Below are 18,786 nucleotides of genomic sequence, written 5' to 3'. Positions count from 1 at the left end.
AGATTCAAGCAAGCCAACTTGTCGTCAAAATCGGTGTTGCAAAAACGGGAGTGACCATAGATTCCGTTTTCTGAGACGACCCCTGATCGGGCTGAATGAGCAGGAATTTCCTGGCGGCAAACCCGATGATGTTTACAGCGTTCGCACATCGATGAACACCCCTCCGGCCGAAGAGGAAATCGAGGAGGAACGTCGGCTGTTTTATGTCGGTATCACTCGCACAAAACAGCAGCTAAATCTGGTGGTCCCTCTTGATGAAGGGCTTGCGCGGTGGCTCAAAAACCGCTGGGATAGCACCCCGAAGAAGTCACCGATAGCTACTCGCTTCGTCTATGAGGCTGGCTGGACTGCTTGTGCGGTTACCAGTGATGCGATCTATAACAGCACGGTAGAGAAACAGAAGGCTGACTTCAGCAAGTTTCACCAATGGTATCTAAGAGATCTTCAGCGGCTAAAAGTCTAGGGCTACCGATACTTTTCGATTTCAGACAGGTGCTCGTTATCCAGATCAATTGTGGCTTTTCTTTCAGAAGCGAGCTTCTTCGCTCGCTTTGCATACTGAAGCCCCTTGGCTGGCTGCTCTCCGCGTAGGATCTGTTCAGCCTGCTTGCTCGTGCTGTGCCCCAGAAAGCGTTCGTACTGCTCGTCAGATACCTCAGTGCCGATCAGTCGTTCGATCCAGCCGCTTTTCGGCGGGTAACTTACGCCCAGCGCAAGCAACTGCCTTTTCTGTACCCACTATTTCCGGCGCGGCCGGCTTCAATCAAGGCTTTGGTTAGAACTACAGCCATTTGGGGACTCTCATACACAAACCTGAACCATGCGGGTCTGATTGGCGGTCAAGATAGCAGCGCATCGAAATCAACACTGAACTCTGCTTCTAAGAACTCAATCGTGGCTGGTTGGCTATCGAGCGATGCTTCCCGTGTAGACTCCAGTGCGCACTCCAATCGACGCAGCAGAGTAAACGGCAAAATGATCTTGCCGAAGTCGGTATGCTTGAAATCCCCCCCCACAGGTCTTCCGCGTTCTTCCAAATGAAATCAGCTTGCGAAGCAGCCGAACCTACGAACTCTGCCATCTTGGCCTCCAACCAACTTTTGCACGAAACGGCACATCTTCCAAAAGAGGGTTGTCAACCAAGTTTTGCACAAAACGGACTTTGATCCATTTCTAACTAAAATCTACAATCCAACCTCAGATTGCAAATAGCCTATGTTTATTACAGATGGTATGGTTCGTGTTTTTGTTTATTCGATGGCAACTGTACTCTTTCTGCCGCTTGGCTTGTTGAAAAGCACGTGGTGGTTTTCACCATTGTTTGCGATAGCTGCTATTGATTACTTAATGTTTCTGCGTCGACAAGGCTAGTTGCTGAACCTCATACCTCAGAGCAATCTGTATGTTTTTTACACCACTGGTTAAAAGGTCAGGCTACGTTCCTGACGTTTTTTAAAAAACAGTTTTATGTTTGATGCGTTACTGGTCTGTCTGGTAACCCAGTGGTACATTACCATTATTAAGGCTGGCTGGCGGTGGTGCATCATGCTTAAACGACCCTCTCTGAGCGTACTTTCCGACAGTCCTGTGCACCGCACCACTTACCCGGCAGGCCTATGTCTTGGTTATTCTTCGTTGTACCTTTTTCTTCAGCTTTATCCCTGACATGTCTGTCTGAACAGTTCTAAGCAAACCGGAATGTTGTCATGGCCAAAGTACAAGGGCTCTTTGTTGGATACCGAAAATTCGCTGTTGATCGCGACTGGCTTCGTCAGCAGGAAGAACAACGTTATCGGGATCGCCAGCGACAATTTGATGAATGGTCCAGGAAATGGGTCACTGTAACCAGGCTCAAAGAGACTCGTTTATGGACTGACGGAGCCATCAGGCGATGGTTGGGTGAACCTCAGCAGCAGGGTAAATATAAAGTTTTCCCCGTTGAAGCGGTTTTGGCTGCTGAGAAGTTGAATGAGTTTCGGCTCTGGCTTAAACCCCGACTGGAAAAGAAACGTGCCCAGCACCACCACTTTTTAATTCCATTTCTGTAAAGTAGAAACAACGGCAGTTCCGGCCGCATTCAAGGCTTCGGCATCTGGTCAGAAATAAAGCGCCATTTTTCAGTATAAGGGAGGTTAGATAGTGGAAGGTATTGAGACACTGAGTTTGCAGCTTGATGAGAATGAAACTATGGCCCTTGCTCAATTAGTTAAACGTCTGAGCTGGAGCGATCTTCGTGGCTGTGCTGTGAGTGACGAAGAAGCCTGGGTAATGAAAAGCGCAATTGAAAAATTACAACAGGCGTTAAGGGAAGAAGGTTATGCGCCTCGATGAGGCTGGCTTCGTTCTTTATTCCGATAACAAATTTGCTTAAGGACTAACTATGAGCCAGCACTGGTATGAGGTGAAAAGCAATCAGGGAATTGTTCAGGTGATTGTTGGGAGAAGATATTAATGTAATGCGTTTCTGCATTACATCAAGCAGATTAGCTTTTTCTGGTCAAAATAGACGATGTGATTTTTCTTTAGCCGAAGTCCATCCGCTCCCCACGCAACCGGTAAAGGTTCGCAGGTTTAATAAAGATAGGTTTCGTATCTCCCTAAGGGTGGGATAGGTAAACTCATAATGGCATCTGTGTTTACTATGTAAGTATTCGGGTAAAATTCATCTAATACAGTAAAGTTTAGTTTCTTACAAAAGCTTAATAAATATGGGTTTTTCACGTCTTCTATTACAACATCGCACCAGGGATTCGATTCACAGCAAAGCTTCAGAAAAGACTTAAACCATCCCTTGTTTTGTATTTCTTCCGGAAGCCGTACCACATGTATGGTCAGACAATCTCCATGATAACGATTAGTACTTTGTCTAAGCCCTACAACAATCCCCTTTTCTTGAATCTGTACACCTGCCTGATGCTCTTTCATGTCGGGCGTATAGTGCCTTGCTCTGTTTAACCAGGCCACCAGCTGCTGAGCCGTACTTGGTGATTCTTCAGCTATCCATTTCAGGTACTTGATGCGGTCCATATGCGCCTCCCTGTACGATTTCCAATGAACAAAGGCTCTACAGTATTAAGCTGCTGTAGAGCTCATTCAACCAAGCTCAAACTGTGCGTATTAAAGGATGCCTAACCTTTTTGTTTCATCGATCCACGGTCTGAATTCTTCCAGTAGATTATCATATAACTTTTCATCGCTAATCGAACCGAAATCATCCATGGCAAAGAAGTGGGTGTTATCAACCCGGCGGTCAGTAAAGTCATCCAGATTTTTGAGGATACCGTAGCTTGAACCACCCAGGCCGACAAACTTCCAGAAGATGGGGTAGTTGGCAGAACGCCGGATTGCATCTTTAATCGCCCGGGTCTTGCTGATCCCGCCATCGGTAATAAATACAACATACACCGGGATTTTCGAGTCCTTAAAGTAGTCGACTATTTCTTCCATCACAGGAGGCTCGTTGTTTGTCCCTCCGAGGCCCGGCAGGTTCTCCCAGGCTGAACGCTTTCCAGCCCCGCGAATGGACTGAATATATGTGTCCAGGTTGTCCAGTGTGACGTTTGGATACTTCTTATGCTTCTCTCCAAATCCCCAGACATCCATTTCACCGTCGTCGTCGAACTGGGCGGCAAGAACGGCGATGCGGTCCAGCACAGACTGAACGTTACCCTTACTGAACTGGCCACTCATTGAGCCGGATGCGTCAAGTACAAATGCAACCGCTGCCTCAAGGGTGTCCAGTTTATTTTTAGTAAGACTGACCGAGGCTTTTTTAGCGAGGCTTACAAGGCGCGGAGATCTGGTTTCCAGTTTCTTTTCCAGACTGATACGAGCAGGCTTTGCTGGCTGCGGAGCTGGCTGTGCGACATCAACGCCATAGCTAATGGCCAGAGGCTCAAGACCACCGTTGAAACCCTGCCCGAGCGCACGAAGCTTCCAGGCGCCATTGTGCCGATATACTTCACCCAGGATAATTGCTTTCTCACTGCGGCCCTGAGTCTCAGCCTGGAACTCAGCGATTCCTTGAGCCTGCATGCTCAACGAACTGAGCCCACTGATGGTATCTTCACCATCAATGACAACTGTGATTGCAATTTTACTGATGTTCGCAGGAACACGATCCAGTGCTATCTCAATGCTGGACTGCTGAGAACCGGTAACGAGCTTTACTGCCCCTTCAGGAGAAGACAGATTATTGTAAAAGATAAAGTCAGAATCGCCGCTGACCTTTCCCTGAGCATTAAGCAGGAACAGGCAGGTATCGGGTTCGCCTTTAAAGCCGGATTTGGTAGGGTACTGAAGATTCAGCCTGATCGCAGATTGCTGAAGTGGTATGTTTTGTCCGGATTGTAGATTCACATTAACTCTCCTGATTTTTGATTATTTTAAAGCGCAGCGTTTATATAGGTTCCCCTGGCTTAGTTCAGGACGCTGGATTTCTGGTGAGGCGTATATATGGTGTGACACCATATTTCATCACGTTGAAGTTTCTATACCTGTTGAATTGGAATTTCCATTGGTCGGGTATTTTATCTTCCAGAACCCGTGCCTTCATAAGTCGCAAACGTAACATATATCAGAGGGGCATGCTGTTGATATAAGGCACGGAATACAGGCTTTAACCAGCAACCAGAGAAAAATCCGTTTCCTGCCTTTAAAAGGCTCACGTCAGAATTAACATCTCTCTGCTTTCTGAGATTCCCGAACCCTTTCTGCCCCCCCCCTCCTGATAGCGGATCGCAACCAAAAAAAACCCCGGCATTGCCGGGGTATGATTCAGCGTTATTTTAGATGTTAACGCCGTGCTGGGAGGCAAGAGCCGCCAGGCCACCGGCAAAGCCCTGACCGACAGCTTTAAACTTCCACTCAGCGCCATGACGATACAGTTCACCGAAGACCATAGCGGTTTCGGTTGAGGCATCTTCAGACAGATCGAAACGGGCAATTTCCGTGCCGTTGTCGTTGTTGTAAACGCGCATGAAGCTGTTGCTCACCATGCCGAAGTTTTGTTTACGCGCTTCTGCATCATAGATGGTAACGGCAAACACCAGTTTTTTGATATCTGCTGAGACTTTGGTCAGATCGATTTTGACCTGCTCATCGTCGCCGTCGCCTTCACCGGTACGGTTGTCGCCCTGGTGCTCTACCGCGCCATCAGGGCTGGTTTTGTTATTGAAGAAAATGAAATGCGCATCTGACAACACTTTACCGTCTTCGCCTACTGCGAACACGGAAGCGTCCAGGTCAAAACCCTGACCATCGGTTACACGGGCATCCCAGCCTAGGCCAACCATAGCAACATTCATGGTTGGTGCTTCTTTGGTCAGAGATACATTGCCGCCTTTTACGAGAGAAACTGCCATTTTTAGCTCCTGCAAACAGTTGAATGAGGGCTGCATTAACAGCCCCGGGTAGAAAAGTTACTTTTTGATCAGGACGCGTTAATGCCGTACTGAGCACATACAGATGCCAGACCACCAGCATAACCCTGACCTACTGCGCGGAATTTCCACTCACCATTGTGGCGATACAGCTCGCCGAACAGCATGGCAGTCTCAGTGGACGCATCTTCGGTCAGATCGTAGCGAGCAACTTCAGTCTGGTTATCGTCATTAACCAGACGAATAAACGCACCGGATACCTGACCAAAGCTCTGGCGACGAGCCTGAGCATCGTGGATGGTCACAACGAAGATGATCTTGTCAACTTCAGACGGGACGGCGTCCAGTTTAATTTTCAGCGATTCATCATCACCATCGCCCTCACCGGTGCGGTTATCGCCGGTGTGCGTTACGGAACCGTCGGATGACGTCAGGTTGTTATAGAAGATGAAATCTGAATCGCCGCGCACTTTGCCGTTTGAGGCCAGCAGGAATGCTGAAGCATCCAGGTCAAAGTCCTGACCGTCTGTTGAACGCGCATCCCAGCCAAGGCCCACCAGGACGTTTTTCATTGACGGAGCTGCTTTACTTAGGGAGACGTTCCCGCCTTTGGAAAGAGAAACACTCATAAAATAACCTCTTCGATTAGTAATTGTTCAGGTTAACACTTAAGGGGATTAACTCCCCTTTTCCTCAGATTCAGGTTTGCCCGGGAACATGACGCTTGCGAGAATGCCCAGCGCCAGTACACCCAGTACAACATACAGGCTGGTTGTTGCCGCGATGCTGTAACCATGATGCCAGATGTGATCGGTCGCATTCAGGCCGAGTTTTGCCGCGATGAAGAACAGCAGCACGATAACGGCCTTCTCCAGATGAACCAGGTACTGTTTCAGTGCCTCAAGGACAAAGTACAGAGTACGCAGGCCCAGGATAGCAAACATCATGGCACTATAGACGATAAGCGGTTCACGACTGACGGCAATGATTGCCGGTACCGAGTCAAACGCGAACATTACGTCCGAGAGTTCAACCACAGCCACACACAGGAACAGCGGGGTCGCATACAGCGCCGCTTTTTTACCACGGCCAATGGTGACATCGCTGTTTTCTGGTTTCGCCAGTTCAGCATCCACTTCCTTCTGGTTAAGCAGGAAGGCATGCCCTCTGAGCTTCGGCCAGATAGGGAAGAAGCGTTTAACCATGCGGTAAGCCAGATGCTGGGAGTAATCCTCAATTTCATCATCGTCATCACCGCTTTTAAGCATCATGACCGCTGTCCAGGCAACGATAATAGCGAAGACAACTTCAACATACGGCCCCAGACTCAGCAGGCTCGTACCGATGGCGACAAAGATGCCCCTGAAGACAATGGCACCAATGATCCCCCAGTAGAGAACACGGTGGCGATAACGATCCGGAACGGCGAACCAGGAGAAGATGGCCATCATGACGAACAGGTTATCGACCGACAGCACTTTCTCCAGCGCATAACCCGTGACAAACAGACTGGCAACCTCAGCACCGTGGTGGATATAGAGGAAACCGGCAAATGCCATCGCAACCACAACCCAGAATACGGACCAGAGCGCCGCACTCTTCAGCGAAATAGGCTTGTCATCACGGTGCATAAACAGGTCAATAAAGATGGCACCGACTGAAAGCGCAATAAAAACAATGACCGTTTCAGTCGGGAAGCCGATGTGTGTGGAAACCATATTTTACCCTTAGGGATGTGGATCAGAGGCCAAATTCAGCCGGGTCGAAGCCCAACGCGATAGCGATCTCGCGGGAGGCCAGTTTCTCGTCCTGATCGAAGTTACCGTCACTTTTCGCAACGGCAATACCAACACGTAAGGCCAGCTGAGCGGCCTCAGGCTGATCTTTCAGCGCCAGGATGTATTTCATGGTTTCGCCCTTGCCGATTTCAACATCGAAATCGAAGCTTGAAACCAGTTTATTGAAGAACTCAATCACCTCATTGGTATCGAAGACCTTCAGCTCTTCTGAAGAGCGCAGAAAGCCCATCATTTTCTGCTTTTCTTCCGAACTTACGCCGTCACTCGATACGGCAATACGGGCACATACAGCAACGGTGCCCTGCATGAATTTTTTGTTTTTGAAACGGCCAACCTGGCGGGTCAGTTCGTCACGGCCTGAGTTAATGGCACCTTTAACTTTGTCGAAAAAGCTCATACCTGTTTCCTTTGTTGCTGTGTTATTTAGAACCGGCGCTCCAGCGAAATCCCCAGCCAAATGCCCGGTCCATTTCGTCCTGGCCTTTGAAGTACTGGTTAATTCGCTCGACTTTAATTGCGCCGTTTTCGTTTACGAGTCTGGCAATGGCGCACAATGTGCGACGGTTTTCACCTTCGGTCAGGCGGGTCTCAATGGGCGGTTGATCCGGCACATGAATGGTGACCACACCATCAGTCTTGTCCCAGCTGGGAACACCTTCATAAATAAAGGCGTAAATCAGCACTTCGCGGATATGCTTCCATTCACGTCCATTGATATGCAGCCACTCGCCGTCTGATACATCACCCGTCCGGTCATCGCCCTTGAGCTGAACATACGGTTCATCGCGATAATCACCGAATGCATTACCGAGCGCCTGAATGACCGATTTATACCCGTCCTGAAGCTCAACAAAGGCCCCCAGATCCAGGTCGATTCCTTTGGAGCCGAACATGCCTGCAAAGCCTGATTTGCCGCTGCCCCGGTGCCAGTTCAGGTTGATCCGGATTTCACCGAAGTTATCCCGTTTGGTCAGGCTGATTGCAGGCTTCTCTTTTGTCAGCGATACCTTGCTCAGGCTGATTTTTGTCTCAACTGGCGGAGGGGTTACAACCGGAGGAGTCGGGGCTGCGGGAGCCGGTTCGTCGGCAATATTTACGCCGAAATGCTCTGCCAGCGGTTTAAGTCCACCGTTGAACCCCTGCGCAACGAAGCGGAATTTCCAGTCATTATTACGACGGTAAAATTCACCCAGAATTAAGGCTGCTTCCTGACGGCCGCTCAGTTCGACACTGCCGCTAACCAGGCCGGTAGCCCCTTGCTCCACGTCGATGGAAAGATTACGAAGACCGGACACCGTCTGCCCACCGTCACAGGTCACGGTGAACGCAATTTTCTGGACATCAGGTTTCAGCCGGTTGAGCGCGACAGTAAAGGTTGAGTACTGGCCTTCACTGACCAGGCTGACGGTACCATCATCGTTACGTGGCTGACCATAAAACACCATGTCCGCATCACCCTGCACCTTCCCGTCGGCATACAGGCGAAACGCCGAAGCATCCACCTGGCCGCCCGAGGTGATCCGGACCCGCAACTCCTGGGCTGGAACGGGGGCATTGCCCCCCGGCGTCAGGTTCATTAGCGAATAACCGCTGAAACGATATCGGAGTGCATATCGTCAATTGTGCGGCCGCGACAGGCATGGCCAAGGGCGGTAAAGTCCCAGTTGCCGTTATTACGGCGCAGCGAAGAAATAACGATCCCGGTATGTGAGCCCTGCTCAGTCAGCTTGTAGCGAGCCAGCTCTTTGCCGGTTTGATCGACAACGCGGCAGAACGCGTTTTCGACGTCATTGAACGACTGACCACGGAAGCTGTTTACCGTAAACGCCAGGTATTCAACGTTTGCAGGCAGTCGGGAGAGGTTGACATTAATCACCTCATCGTCACCGTCACCTTCACCGGTCAGGTTATCGCCACTGTGCACAACAGCGCCGCAGGTGGATTCCAGTTTGCGGAACCAGATGGTGTCAATTGTTTTACCGGTGCTGTCCATTAATACGCAGCCAGCATCGAGATCGATTGAGTCGTTGCCTCCAAACAATCCTCCAAGAAGACCTTTTTTCTTAACCGGATCCCAACCGAGACCGAAATGAAGCTGGCTTAATGCAGATGATTCTTTGCTGAGTGATACCGTCTGGTTCTTAACTAATGAAACCATGTTTTATTCCTTAAAATGGTAATGACCGAGACAATCAAAGGTATATTTAGTAACTGACGAAGAAAATCATATCATGATGAAGTTCTCTGACAAGGGAAATTTTGGTAGTTTTCTGTAAAAACACAAAAAGAAATCCTTTTCAGGGTGTTAATTTTCTAAGTTTAATTTAAATATCAATGTGTTATCAGGAATCCAAAAAACCTGACGCACTCCATAACCACAGGAGTTATTAATCATATTATGATTGACATGTAGCTTAGACACTCATAGACTCACTTCTCAATCATAAATTTGCATGGCGTTCCGGATAATTAAAAAAAATGAACAAGAAAATTTGGTTTATGGAAGGTTTATCCTCCCAGCGAGATATTATTCAGGGGGTAAAATCATTTGCAAAAAAAAATAATTTTGCCATTACCGTTTTTGCCTCCCACCGTAACGAAAGAAATGAAATCCTTTCCGTTGCCGACTATTCTTTGACTGAACCTGAAGATCCTCAAAAACGTCTTCAGTTTATCCAGGAAACCATTCAGTCCTACGGCATCCACCATATTCATACTGGCCGTAACAGCCAGTGGTTTGAAGAACACCGTTCAGCCATTGAATCGACCGGTGCCACCCTTACTACCGGTGCAACGGGCGTCGACTGGTTAACTCTGGCTGACGAAAAAGTTACTTTTGCTCAGTTTATGGAGCAAAAGGGTCTCCCGGTCGTACCATCCTGGCGGGTGAATACGCTGGCAGAATTAAAAACACACCTCGCGGCCCCGCCGTTCACTGACAGCCCGGTATGCGTGAAGCCGGTGACGGGTATCTATGGCATGGGATTCTGGCGCTTTGATGACAGTGCTTCGCCTATGGCCGTCTTTAATCATCCCGAACATCGTCTGGTCAGTCCGCAACAGTATATTGCAGCAGCATCAGCTGCTGAGTCGTTTAAACCCCTTGTTTTGATGCCGTACCTGCCAGGCCCGGAATTTTCCGTCGATATCCTCGCGGATAAGGGCGAAATACTCGCAGCCGTGGGACGCCGTAAGGAAGGGGTTATCCAGTATCTGGTAAACGAAGGAAGCGCCTGGGAACTGGCGTGTGACTGCGCCAGGGTTATGAAGGCCGACGGGCTGGTGAATGTTCAGACGCGAAACGATGTGAATGGCAACCCGGTGCTGCTTGAAACCAACATGCGTCCGTCAGGGGGGGTGGGTTATACCCTTCACAGCGGGGTGAACCTTCCTGGGTTATTTGCTGCCTTTAAGCTCGGTCTGATGTCTGAAGATATGGTGCGCCAGAGCGCTAAAAACACCTTTTCTCCGGTTGCGGTGAGATCCATTACGGATGTAATTGCATACCCGGAATCACTCTCTAACCTTCTGAATTAAGGCGTATTTATGTCTGATATCCTCGAAGATATGATTTATCGCCGTACCCTCTCATGCGGTACGATTCAGGTAACCCGCGACCAGGGTGAAGTTTCGCTCGATGACCTGTTTGACATCGCTGAAAGACGTAACCCGAAACGCGCCTTTCTGTTTGTCAGCAAAGTACTCGGCAGGCACATTCCCGTGCCACCCTCAGTCATGCGGCAGGCCTACAGACAGCTTGCCAGCCAGTTCCCCTCGACACTGACAGGACCCGTACTGTTTATCGGTATGGCTGAAACCGCCGTTGGGCTTGGGGCCGGTGTATTTGATGAAGTGCGCCACCAGCATCCTGAATCTGTCTATCTGACCTCTACCCGTCACCCGGTTGATGGCACGTTGCTTTGCGAGTTCAAGGAAGAACACAGCCACGCCACCGATCATCTGATCTATCTGCCAGATGATGAAGAGAAAAGACGTCGTGTTACCAACGCACGAACGCTGGTTTTGATTGATGACGAGGCAACCACCGGTAATACCTTTATTAACCTGCTTTCAGCCCTGCGTAATACCGGCAAGCTTCAACATATTGAACAGGTTATAGCCGTTACGCTTACCGACTGGAGTGGCAAAGCCTTGTCCGAGCGCAGCACCTTACCAGTCACTTCGGTTTCTCTTGTAAGCGGTAAGTGGGGATGGACCCCATTACCTGATGCACCTGTCCCGGACATGCCGAAAGTCAACGTAACTTCACGAGGAGAATGGGACATCCAGGGAAAACAGTCCTGGGGCCGACTGGGGATGCTCGCACCTGCGGCCGATCTCGGCCATGAGGTCTCCGTCCACAAGGGGGAACGTATTCTGGTTCTCGGGACCGGGGAATTCGTCTGGGAGCCGTTCCTGCTTGCTGAACGGCTCGAAGCTGCCGGAGCACAGGCATTTTATGGATCGACCACCCGCTCCCCTATCGCCGTTGGTTATGCCATTGAGTCCGCCATTTCCTTTACGGATAACTACGGGCTGGGCATCCCCAATTTTGTCTATAACGTCGCCCACCAGCAGTTTGACCGCATTCTTGTGTGTACTGAGACACCCGCAGAAAGTATTGACACGCAGCTTCTTAAAGCGCTGGCTGAGGTTGCGGCCGTCGTGGAGATTGTTACCTATGAATAAACCCGTTGTTCTGAGCGACCTTGACGACACGCTCTTTCAGACCCGTCGTAAAATGGTGGACGAGCTGGCCCTGGAGCCATTCCGTACCGGTGCCGTTGATCGCACCCTGAATCCACGAAGCTTTATGACGGAAGAACAGTCCATGTTGGTGGACTGGCTCCTGGAGCAGGCTGAACTCATACCCGTTACCGCACGGGGAACTGAAGAAATCAGCCGCGTACGGATCCCTTTCCACTCCTGGGCAATCACCACTCACGGGGCCGTCATTCTCACGCCAGAAGGCAAACCCGACGAGGAGTGGAAGGCCCATATGCTCGGCCAGCTGGCTCCCTATCAGGAAAAGCTGACATCGATGCAGCGTCTGATCACTGAAATGATGGACGCAAAAGGGATCAATGCCTGGGCAAGGCTGAACTTCGAATACGGTGAAACGGCGGTTTATATGGTGATGAAGCACCGCGACAGCACCCGCCTTGACGAGCTCAATGCCATTGCAGATGAGATAGAAACGGTGTTTCCGACCGAGGGCTTCTACATCCACCGCAACAGTAATAACGTGGCCTGGCTTCCCACCGCGGTTGAGAAAGGGCTGGCAGTCAGATGGCTTCTTGAAAAACTTCGGGCTGAACGCGGAGTCTTCCCCGTAATTGGTCTGGGCGACAGCCTGAGCGATCATCGTTTTATGAAACTGTGCAGCTGGTTTGGCATCCCGCGTCAGAGTCAGTTTGCAGATGCCATTTCACAGCGAATTTTTGGAGAAAATTAAAATGCAGCCACATGACACATTTACCGGCTCATACCAGCCCGGTGACGTGGAATTTCTGCTAAAGCCGGTAGTCATTGAGATGACGCCGGTTGAGCAAAAAGAAGAGCTGATTCAGTCAGGGAAGAAACATTATTCGGACATGCTCAGTCAGGAGCCAGCGCCAACACAATGGCATCTTGATTTGTTTCACCGGGCGCTGGATCGGGGCGCAGAGAGACTTGCAAAAGAAGTCACACAGCTCGCTATTGCTCTGGCCGAACGCTTCGGTGATGAGCCCATTGTACTGGCCAGTCTCGTCAGAGCTGGCGTGCCGCTCGGCGTTATGCTGCACCAGGCCCTGCGTGACATGGGGAAAACCTCATGGCATTACGGTATCAGCATTATCCGGGATCGTGGAATTGACGGTGCAGCCCTCGACGTCATTGAAGAGCGCCATGGTACCAGCGGTATTGTCTTTGTTGACGGATGGACAGGTAAAGGCGCAATTACCGGAGAGCTTGTACGCGCACTGAAAGATCGCCCGGGCTATCCTGAGCAGCCGCGACTGGTTGTCCTGGCCGATCCCTGTGGCTGCTCCTGGCTTGCAGCCAGTGATGATGACTGGCTCATTCCTTTTGGCATCATGGGTGCGCCGGTATCAGGCCTGATCTCCCGGTCAGTATGGTCCTCTGAAGGATTACATGGGTGCATGGTTTGCGAGCATCTCAGTGAATTCGAATGCAGCCGGATGCTTGTCGATACCGTCGCCCATTTCCGTAAGAAGTTAACCCCGTCATCCCTCGCTACCCTGAGCTGGAATATGGAGTCAGCCCGGGTCTTATGGCAGACAAGTCGCGACGTTATCGCGTTCCTGGCCGATGAATTTAAAGTGGACAGCGTCAATCGTATTAAACCCGGTATTGCTGAAGCAACCCGGGCTGTATTACGTCGGGTACCGGACCATGTATTTGTGCGTTCTATTGACGACCCGGACGTTGCCTTGCTTGTAGGGCTTGCTCGTGAAAAGGGAATAGTTGTTACAGAAATGGGGGGAACCCTCGGCCAGTATCGGGCTGTAACCATTATCAAGAAGGTACTCTGATGAAAAATCGTCTTTCTCCCTGGAATCTGGGAGCCACGCTATACATGCCTGCAACACGGGAAGATATTGCTGATGCCGTCCTGCACGGGAAAATCCCGGGTTTGCGCTCTCTGGTGATTTGCCTGGAGGATGCTGTCAGTGAAGCAGACATCCCCATCGCCCTCAAAAATCTGGAGCACCTGCTGCACGAGCTCAGTAACAGCATGCGTAGCCTGGGTAAAAATGACTGGCCTCTGGTGTTCATTCGCCCTCGGCATGCCGAAATGGGCAGATGGTTAAAAGCGCATTATGATCTTTCCGCTGTCGATGGGTTTGTGTTGCCGAAATTTACCCTCAGTTCGTTAGCTGAATGGTGGGATATCATGGGCGGGACTCACCTGTGCATGATGCCAACGCTGGAAACAGAAGACGTCTTTGACGTGGTTCAGATGCGCGAGCTGGCCACTCGCCTGGTGGAACATCCCTGCCACGACCGCATTATTGCGCTTCGAATCGGCGGCAACGATCTTATGAACGTTGTGTCGCTTCGCCGCCCCCGGGACCTGACGCTGTATGACAGCCCGATGGGCTACGTCATCAAAATGCTCGTTTCAGTCTTCGGCCCGCGTGATTTTGCCCTGACCGCGCCCGTATGTGAGCATATTGACGATCATGCCGTTATGGCCAGAGAGCTGGCTCTTGATATGGCACATGGGCTTGTTGGGAAAACGGCCATTCACCCGGGTCAGATAGAGGTCATTCAAAACGCGCTGATGGTCACTCAGGGTGAGTATTCTGACGCTCTGCGGATCCTGAACTCTACCCAGGCCGTGTTTAAGTCGCAGGGAGCAATGTGTGAACCCGCCACACATCGCCGCTGGGCGGCTGGCATTCTGGACAGAGCTCGTTTTTATGGGTTACAGAACGAGCAAAGCGCTGATGGAATCAGATTACTTACCGTGACCCAGCATCATTAAGGAAATCATAATGGGGTTCAGGTTCAGAAAGTCGATCAACATTATTCCTGGCGTTCGCCTCAACCTGAGTAACGGTGCACCGAGCCTGAGTGTCGGGCCGAGAGGTGCTTCCGTTTCTTTTGGTAGCCGGGGGACCTATGCCAATCTGGGCTTGCCCGGTACCGGGCTGAGTTACCGTACCCGGCTTGACCGGGCCGCGCGTTCCGGAGGTGGAAACCGGACGGCAACCGACCCGGGGCTCAGACAGGCGCTTGAGCAGGAAGCCGCTGAACTCATGTCAGCGGTAACCGCAATCCGTAATATTCACGAGCTGACGCCGGATCCAAAAACAGGCATCAGCTGGGCAGAGCTGGAAGCAGTATACCTGCATAACAGAACGTCGCCTTTTCAGGTTCCGGCACCGGTGCGTCCAGAAAAGCCAGACTACCTTGCATTGCCGGAAAAGCCTGCCGAGAGCGAAGGCATTAGTTTTCTGGGTAAATGGTTTGAATCGGAATCAGCTAAAGCTGAGCGCCACGCCGAAAATCTTCGCCGGTGGCAGCAGGAGCTGATTGATGTGGAGCGTGAGAATACCCTTCGACAGCACCGGTACCAGCAACAACGGACGGCCTGGGCCGAACAGTATGCAAACTGGAAGTTTGAAGCAGAAGAACATGAAAAACGGCTCGCCACGGCTCAGGCAGATGCCCGGCAGCAGTTCCGGACAGACGCCGCGTTTTTCGAATCATACCTGGCGGGTGTGCTGGCAGAAACTGAATGGCCGCGTGAAACGATTGTTGCATTTGAAGTAAAGCCGGAGCTATCAGCAGTCCTGCTGGACGTTGATTTAGCTGAGATTGAAGATTTCCCTGATAAGATTTACGGCGTTAATGCCCGGGGCACGGAGCTGACGGAAAAAGCCATGACGCAAAAAGCCGTACGCGAAAACTATGCCCGCCACGTCCATGGCTGCTTGTTCCGCCTGGTCGGTATCGTTTTACATACGCTACCTTTCGACAACGTGATTGTGTCAGGCTTTACGCAACGGGTCAGTAAGCGGACCGGCTATCTGGAGGATGAGTATATCCTGTCCTGCAAATGCACTCGCAGCCAGATGTCGTCAGTAAATTTTGCAGGCATAGAACACATTGATCCGGTTGAAGCGTTAGGCGATCACCCGGTTATTCGAAAGATGAGCAGTACCTTCATTTTTCAGCCTATTGAACCACTAACCCTTTAAGCAGGCTAAATCTTACGATGCAATTAAATACCAGACAGGCCCGGATTTTTAAGCTTGCCAACTTACTGGGCACCGGCAAGCCCGTTTCCGCTGCCGACATTATAACCAGTCTGGAATGCTCAGAGCCGACATTAACCCGGGCCCTCAAAGAGCTACGCGAGTCATATTCTGCGGAGATCAAATACAGCAAGGCAGGTCATTCCTACCATCTCGTTAATCCGGGCCAGCTGGATAAAAAGACCCTTCGCCGGATGAATGAAGCGCTCGCACAGAATGCTGAACTGAAAACCGGTGAGTCTACAGGGAAGGTCGTACTCGATAAGGATAAAAAAACAGCCGTGTCCTTATCGCTACGCATGCGGATCTTAAGAAAAATTGACCGTCTGGCTGCGCTGAGTGGCTCGACCCGAAGTGAAGCGGTAGAGAAGCTGGCTCTGCACTCCGTTGACGAACTGATAAAAGAATACAGCGCTAAAAAGTCCTGACGCTAAATCTCAGACCGGGGTGAAAACCCCGGTTTTGTCATATTTTACCTCTGTATTGGCGTGACGTAGTTTTGATCTATTCTCCTCCCGCAATGCCAGCAGCGCCTTACTGACTACAAAACCTGGTGTCTTGACATCCTCTTGTGCTACACATCAATCTTTGGGCGTTTTACACTCCATTCATGCAGATCTGTGATGTATGATGAATTTCATACATAAGACAGTTTATTTGTCCGAGTTTTTTCAGAAATCTTATATTCCAGTCCGGTCTGAATTATTTTTCTGTTGATAAGAGGCCATTCACATGTCGGTAATTCTATGGTGGTTAACTTATTTCTTTAATGCCGCTTCTGAGTATTTAATCTCCACCCGACAGATGTCGTGCCGTTTTATCAAATCAACAAACCCTGGCCTCTTCCTGAAACTACTCTCCTCTTCCGATCTCTTAAGAAGGAATTACATTTGAGACGCTTACCCGTATATCTGCTACTCGACACGTCCGGCTCTATGCACGGAGAGCCTATCGAAGCGGTTAAAAATGGCGTTCAGACGCTGCTTACCACGCTGAAACAGGATCCGTATGCACTCGAAACGGCTCACGTGTCAGTGATCACCTTTGATTCTTCAGCCCGACAGGCAGTCCCCCTGACAGACCTCCTGAGTTTCCAGATGCCAGCACTAACAGCCAGCGGCACCACGTCTCTTGGCGAAGCGCTTTCCCTCACGGCCAGCTCCATTGCCAAAGAAGTACAGAAAACGACGGCTGACACTAAAGGTGACTGGCGTCCCCTTGTATTCCTGATGACGGATGGAAGTCCGAATGATGACTGGCGTAAAGGCCTGAATGACTTTAAAGCGGCCAGAACCGGCGTTGTTGTGGCATGTGCAGCCGGGCATGATGCCGATACCAGCGTCCTCAAAGAAATCACTGAAATCGTGGTTCAGCTCGATACAGCTGACAGTTCGACGATTAAAGCTTTCTTTAAATGGGTCAGTGCGAGCATTTCGGTAGGCAGTCAGAAAGTGGAGTCCAGCAAAAAAGAAGTGATCGGTCTTGAAGACCTGCCACCGCCGCCGCCAGAAGTAAATGTGGTCTTATAATTTTATTGATTAAGGGGATATCATGTCTGTCAGTCTGAGCAAAGGCCAGGGCGTAAGCCTGAAAAAAAATGAATACGATCTCTCGTCCGTTACTATCGGCCTCGGTTGGGATATTAATGAGGAAAAGAAAGGTTTTCTCGGCGGGATCTTTGGTAAAAAAGAAGAAGAATACGACCTTGATGTGATCGCTTTCCTGTGTAATTCAGCCGGAAAGGTGACCGATCTCGGCAATGTGGAAAATGGTAAACCAACGCTTGTGAATGGCGATATCATCTTTTTCAACAGCCTTCGCCATAAGTCAGGCAATATCTGGCTGACGGGCGATAACCGAACCGGAGCCGGTGACGGTGACGATGAGCAAATTATTGTGCGCCTGAATTCCCTTGACGCTCAGTACGAGAAAATTGTGTTCATCGTTCAGATCTACAATGGTGAAAAGCTCCAGCAGCACTTTGGTAAAGTTCAGAATGCCTTCATCCGGGCAGTAGATGCCCGTAATATTGAAATGGCACGATTCGATCTTTCTGGCGGACCCGCCTTCGCCAGCCAGCGCTCCATGGTCTTTGCCGAGCTGATACGCGAGGCTACAGGCTGGAAACTCAGGGCAATTGGTGAGCCTTCAGAATCAGATTCGTTTGTCTCGCACCTGAGGAATTACATGTGATGCGCCGCCTGCCTGTTTACCTTGTTATCGACACATCCGGCTCGATGCGCGGTGAGTCAATCCATTCCGTTAACGTTGGAATTCAGGCGATGCTTAGCGCTCTTCGCCAGGATCCCTACGCCCTCGAAAGCGTTCATATCTCCATTATCACCTATGACAATGAGGCGCGTGAGTTCATTCCTCTCACGCCGCTGGAAGACTTCCAGTTTTCTGACATCGTTGTGCCAAGCGCAGGCGGGACGTTCACCGGTGCTGCCCTTGAATGTCTGATGCAGTGTGTTGAACGGGATGTACGTCGCTCAGATGGTGATACCAAAGGAGACTGGCGTCCTCTGGTATTCCTGATGACTGATGGAACCCCTTCTGATGCCCTGGCGTACGGTGAAGCGGTAAAAGCGATTCGCGGCCGGGGATTCGGATCCATCATTGCCTGCGCCGTTGGTCCTAAAGCAGGCCATGAGCACTTAAAACAGCTCACCGATAAGGTTGTGTCTCTGGAGACGCTAGATTCAACCGCGTTTGCAGGTTTCTTTAAATGGGTATCGGCCAGCGTGTCTTCCGGCAGCACAAGCGCGGGGATTAATAACGGAACTGATACCCTTCCCCCTCCTCCACCAGAAATCCAGCTGGTGCTCTGACAGACAG

The 18,786-nt window shown here is 50.5% G+C and carries 22 protein-coding genes and 1 pseudogene; 13 read left to right on the top strand and 10 right to left on the bottom strand.

Annotated elements, in window-relative coordinates; translation table 11 throughout:
• Window positions 1–463 (top strand): 3'-5' exonuclease (locus ACOTYB_RS12015; protein ID WP_276526050.1); only part of this gene is annotated, 463 nt, incomplete at its 5' end.
• 2 nt (window positions 464–465) lie between these two features.
• On the opposite strand, the gene ACOTYB_RS12010 is transcribed toward ACOTYB_RS12015, so the two are convergent.
• The gene (locus ACOTYB_RS12010) at window positions 466–720 is read right to left on the bottom strand and encodes a hypothetical protein (RefSeq protein WP_000880375.1); all 255 of its coding nucleotides are present in this window, start codon (window positions 718–720) and stop codon (window positions 466–468) included.
• Window positions 721–860: 140 nt separating this feature from the next.
• Window positions 861–1,081 (bottom strand): annotated as a pseudogene (locus ACOTYB_RS12005) (type I restriction-modification system subunit M N-terminal domain-containing protein); the annotation flags it as partial.
• Window positions 1,082–1,706: 625 nt separating this feature from the next.
• Here ACOTYB_RS12005 and ACOTYB_RS12000 point away from each other — a divergent pair.
• Entirely contained in the window at window positions 1,707–2,048 is a 342-nt protein-coding gene (locus tag ACOTYB_RS12000) for a hypothetical protein (protein ID WP_001151572.1), read from the top strand.
• Window positions 2,049–2,139: 91 nt separating this feature from the next.
• Window positions 2,140–2,331, top strand: coding sequence for a DUF7706 family protein (locus tag ACOTYB_RS11995; protein ID WP_000398479.1), 192 nt, complete (start codon window positions 2,140–2,142; stop codon window positions 2,329–2,331).
• Window positions 2,332–2,571: 240 nt separating this feature from the next.
• Here ACOTYB_RS11995 and ACOTYB_RS11990 read toward each other — a convergent pair whose 3' ends face one another.
• The 8 genes from ACOTYB_RS11990 to ACOTYB_RS11955 all read right to left on the bottom strand — a co-directional run bounded on the left by ACOTYB_RS11990 (window position 2,572) and on the right by ACOTYB_RS11955 (window position 9,338).
• Window positions 2,572–3,027, bottom strand: coding sequence for a hypothetical protein (locus tag ACOTYB_RS11990; protein ID WP_000374058.1), 456 nt, complete (start codon window positions 3,025–3,027; stop codon window positions 2,572–2,574).
• 90 nt (window positions 3,028–3,117) lie between these two features.
• Entirely contained in the window at window positions 3,118–4,359 is a 1,242-nt protein-coding gene (locus ACOTYB_RS11985; protein ID WP_001053340.1) for a vWA domain-containing protein, read from the bottom strand.
• A gap of 428 nt (window positions 4,360–4,787) precedes the next feature.
• Window positions 4,788–5,363, bottom strand: coding sequence for a TerD family protein (locus ACOTYB_RS11980; RefSeq protein WP_000301247.1), 576 nt, complete (start codon window positions 5,361–5,363; stop codon window positions 4,788–4,790).
• Between the two features lie 68 nt (window positions 5,364–5,431).
• Window positions 5,432–6,010, bottom strand: coding sequence for a tellurium resistance membrane protein TerD (gene terD, locus ACOTYB_RS11975; protein ID WP_000116680.1), 579 nt, complete (start codon window positions 6,008–6,010; stop codon window positions 5,432–5,434).
• Window positions 6,011–6,058: 48 nt separating this feature from the next.
• A complete protein-coding gene (gene terC / locus ACOTYB_RS11970; protein ID WP_000255079.1) occupies window positions 6,059–7,099 on the bottom strand; it encodes a tellurium resistance membrane protein TerC in 1,041 nt (346 codons plus the stop codon).
• 22 nt (window positions 7,100–7,121) lie between these two features.
• Window positions 7,122–7,577 carry a tellurite resistance TerB family protein gene (locus ACOTYB_RS11965; protein WP_000007449.1) on the bottom strand — a complete coding sequence of 152 codons (456 nt, stop codon included), beginning with the start codon at window positions 7,575–7,577 and terminating at the stop codon, window positions 7,122–7,124.
• 22 nt (window positions 7,578–7,599) lie between these two features.
• A complete protein-coding gene (locus ACOTYB_RS11960; RefSeq protein ID WP_001054786.1) occupies window positions 7,600–8,757 on the bottom strand; it encodes a TerD family protein in 1,158 nt (385 codons plus the stop codon).
• On the bottom strand, window positions 8,757–9,338 hold the full coding sequence (locus ACOTYB_RS11955) for a tellurium resistance-associated protein TerZ (protein ID WP_000254137.1): 582 nt from the start codon (window positions 9,336–9,338) through the stop codon (window positions 8,757–8,759). The genes ACOTYB_RS11960 and ACOTYB_RS11955 overlap by 1 nt, the downstream gene beginning before the upstream one ends.
• A 320-nt stretch (window positions 9,339–9,658) precedes the next feature.
• Between ACOTYB_RS11955 and ACOTYB_RS11950 the strand changes: the two genes are divergently transcribed.
• From ACOTYB_RS11950 to ACOTYB_RS11905, 10 genes are all read left to right on the top strand, one after another.
• Window positions 9,659–10,717 carry an ATP-grasp domain-containing protein gene (locus ACOTYB_RS11950; protein ID WP_012695441.1) on the top strand — a complete coding sequence of 353 codons (1,059 nt, stop codon included), beginning with the start codon at window positions 9,659–9,661 and terminating at the stop codon, window positions 10,715–10,717.
• Between the two features lie 9 nt (window positions 10,718–10,726).
• Window positions 10,727–11,869 (top strand): phosphoribosyltransferase domain-containing protein, encoded by a 1,143-nt coding sequence (locus tag ACOTYB_RS11945; RefSeq protein WP_001280115.1) that lies wholly within the window; start codon window positions 10,727–10,729, stop codon window positions 11,867–11,869.
• Window positions 11,862–12,635, top strand: coding sequence for a hypothetical protein (locus ACOTYB_RS11940; protein ID WP_001040058.1), 774 nt, complete (start codon window positions 11,862–11,864; stop codon window positions 12,633–12,635). The genes ACOTYB_RS11945 and ACOTYB_RS11940 overlap by 8 nt, the downstream gene beginning before the upstream one ends.
• 1 nt (window position 12,636) lies before the next feature.
• Complete coding sequence (locus tag ACOTYB_RS11935) at window positions 12,637–13,716, top strand: cysteine protease StiP family protein (RefSeq protein WP_001585166.1); 1,080 nt, start codon at window positions 12,637–12,639, stop codon at window positions 13,714–13,716.
• Window positions 13,716–14,672 carry an HpcH/HpaI aldolase/citrate lyase family protein gene (locus tag ACOTYB_RS11930; RefSeq protein WP_011152965.1) on the top strand — a complete coding sequence of 319 codons (957 nt, stop codon included), beginning with the start codon at window positions 13,716–13,718 and terminating at the stop codon, window positions 14,670–14,672. The genes ACOTYB_RS11935 and ACOTYB_RS11930 overlap by 1 nt, the downstream gene beginning before the upstream one ends.
• 10 nt (window positions 14,673–14,682) lie before the next feature.
• Window positions 14,683–15,891 (top strand): DUF4236 domain-containing protein, encoded by a 1,209-nt coding sequence (locus ACOTYB_RS11925; protein ID WP_011152964.1) that lies wholly within the window; start codon window positions 14,683–14,685, stop codon window positions 15,889–15,891.
• Between the two features lie 17 nt (window positions 15,892–15,908).
• Window positions 15,909–16,376, top strand: a complete 468-nt coding sequence (gene terW / locus ACOTYB_RS11920) for a tellurium resistance protein TerW (protein ID WP_001176767.1) — start codon at window positions 15,909–15,911, stop codon at window positions 16,374–16,376.
• A gap of 462 nt (window positions 16,377–16,838) precedes the next feature.
• Complete coding sequence (locus ACOTYB_RS11915) at window positions 16,839–17,477, top strand: vWA domain-containing protein (protein ID WP_001253657.1); 639 nt, start codon at window positions 16,839–16,841, stop codon at window positions 17,475–17,477.
• A 22-nt stretch (window positions 17,478–17,499) separates the two neighbouring features.
• Window positions 17,500–18,141 carry a TerD family protein gene (locus ACOTYB_RS11910; protein ID WP_000116681.1) on the top strand — a complete coding sequence of 214 codons (642 nt, stop codon included), beginning with the start codon at window positions 17,500–17,502 and terminating at the stop codon, window positions 18,139–18,141.
• Window positions 18,141–18,779: a vWA domain-containing protein gene (locus tag ACOTYB_RS11905; protein ID WP_001253658.1), complete on the top strand. Its 639-nt coding sequence runs from the start codon at window positions 18,141–18,143 to the stop codon at window positions 18,777–18,779. The genes ACOTYB_RS11910 and ACOTYB_RS11905 overlap by 1 nt, the downstream gene beginning before the upstream one ends.
• Window positions 18,780–18,786 lie beyond the last annotated feature (7 nt).

Origin of the sequence: Enterobacter cloacae complex sp. IR5450 (assembly GCF_049238665.1) — a bacterium.
Taxonomy (GTDB): domain Bacteria; phylum Pseudomonadota; class Gammaproteobacteria; order Enterobacterales; family Enterobacteriaceae; genus Enterobacter; species Enterobacter hormaechei_C.
The sequence above is the reverse complement of the archived record's forward strand: the minus strand, read 5'-3'. Positions and strand labels throughout refer to the sequence as shown.

Excerpts from the sequence above, each read along its gene's own strand:
- ACOTYB_RS12000 (WP_001151572.1), top strand. The coding sequence starts at position 1,707 with ATGGCCAAAGTACAAGGGCTCTTTGTTGGATACCGAAAATTCGCTGTT.
- ACOTYB_RS11990 (WP_000374058.1), bottom strand. The coding sequence starts at position 3,027 with ATGGACCGCATCAAGTACCTGAAATGGATAGCTGAAGAATCACCAAGT.
- ACOTYB_RS11980 (WP_000301247.1), bottom strand. The coding sequence starts at position 5,363 with ATGGCAGTTTCTCTCGTAAAAGGCGGCAATGTATCTCTGACCAAAGAA.
- terD (WP_000116680.1), bottom strand. The coding sequence starts at position 6,010 with ATGAGTGTTTCTCTTTCCAAAGGCGGGAACGTCTCCCTAAGTAAAGCA.
- terC (WP_000255079.1), bottom strand. The coding sequence starts at position 7,099 with ATGGTTTCCACACACATCGGCTTCCCGACTGAAACGGTCATTGTTTTT.
- ACOTYB_RS11965 (WP_000007449.1), bottom strand. The coding sequence starts at position 7,577 with ATGAGCTTTTTCGACAAAGTTAAAGGTGCCATTAACTCAGGCCGTGAC.
- ACOTYB_RS11960 (WP_001054786.1), bottom strand. The coding sequence starts at position 8,757 with ATGAACCTGACGCCGGGGGGCAATGCCCCCGTTCCAGCCCAGGAGTTG.
- ACOTYB_RS11955 (WP_000254137.1), bottom strand. The coding sequence starts at position 9,338 with ATGGTTTCATTAGTTAAGAACCAGACGGTATCACTCAGCAAAGAATCA.
- ACOTYB_RS11950 (WP_012695441.1), top strand. The coding sequence starts at position 9,659 with ATGAACAAGAAAATTTGGTTTATGGAAGGTTTATCCTCCCAGCGAGAT.
- ACOTYB_RS11945 (WP_001280115.1), top strand. The coding sequence starts at position 10,727 with ATGTCTGATATCCTCGAAGATATGATTTATCGCCGTACCCTCTCATGC.
- ACOTYB_RS11940 (WP_001040058.1), top strand. The coding sequence starts at position 11,862 with ATGAATAAACCCGTTGTTCTGAGCGACCTTGACGACACGCTCTTTCAG.
- ACOTYB_RS11935 (WP_001585166.1), top strand. The coding sequence starts at position 12,637 with ATGCAGCCACATGACACATTTACCGGCTCATACCAGCCCGGTGACGTG.
- ACOTYB_RS11930 (WP_011152965.1), top strand. The coding sequence starts at position 13,716 with ATGAAAAATCGTCTTTCTCCCTGGAATCTGGGAGCCACGCTATACATG.
- ACOTYB_RS11925 (WP_011152964.1), top strand. The coding sequence starts at position 14,683 with ATGGGGTTCAGGTTCAGAAAGTCGATCAACATTATTCCTGGCGTTCGC.
- terW (WP_001176767.1), top strand. The coding sequence starts at position 15,909 with ATGCAATTAAATACCAGACAGGCCCGGATTTTTAAGCTTGCCAACTTA.
- ACOTYB_RS11910 (WP_000116681.1), top strand. The coding sequence starts at position 17,500 with ATGTCTGTCAGTCTGAGCAAAGGCCAGGGCGTAAGCCTGAAAAAAAAT.
- ACOTYB_RS11905 (WP_001253658.1), top strand. The coding sequence starts at position 18,141 with ATGCGCCGCCTGCCTGTTTACCTTGTTATCGACACATCCGGCTCGATG.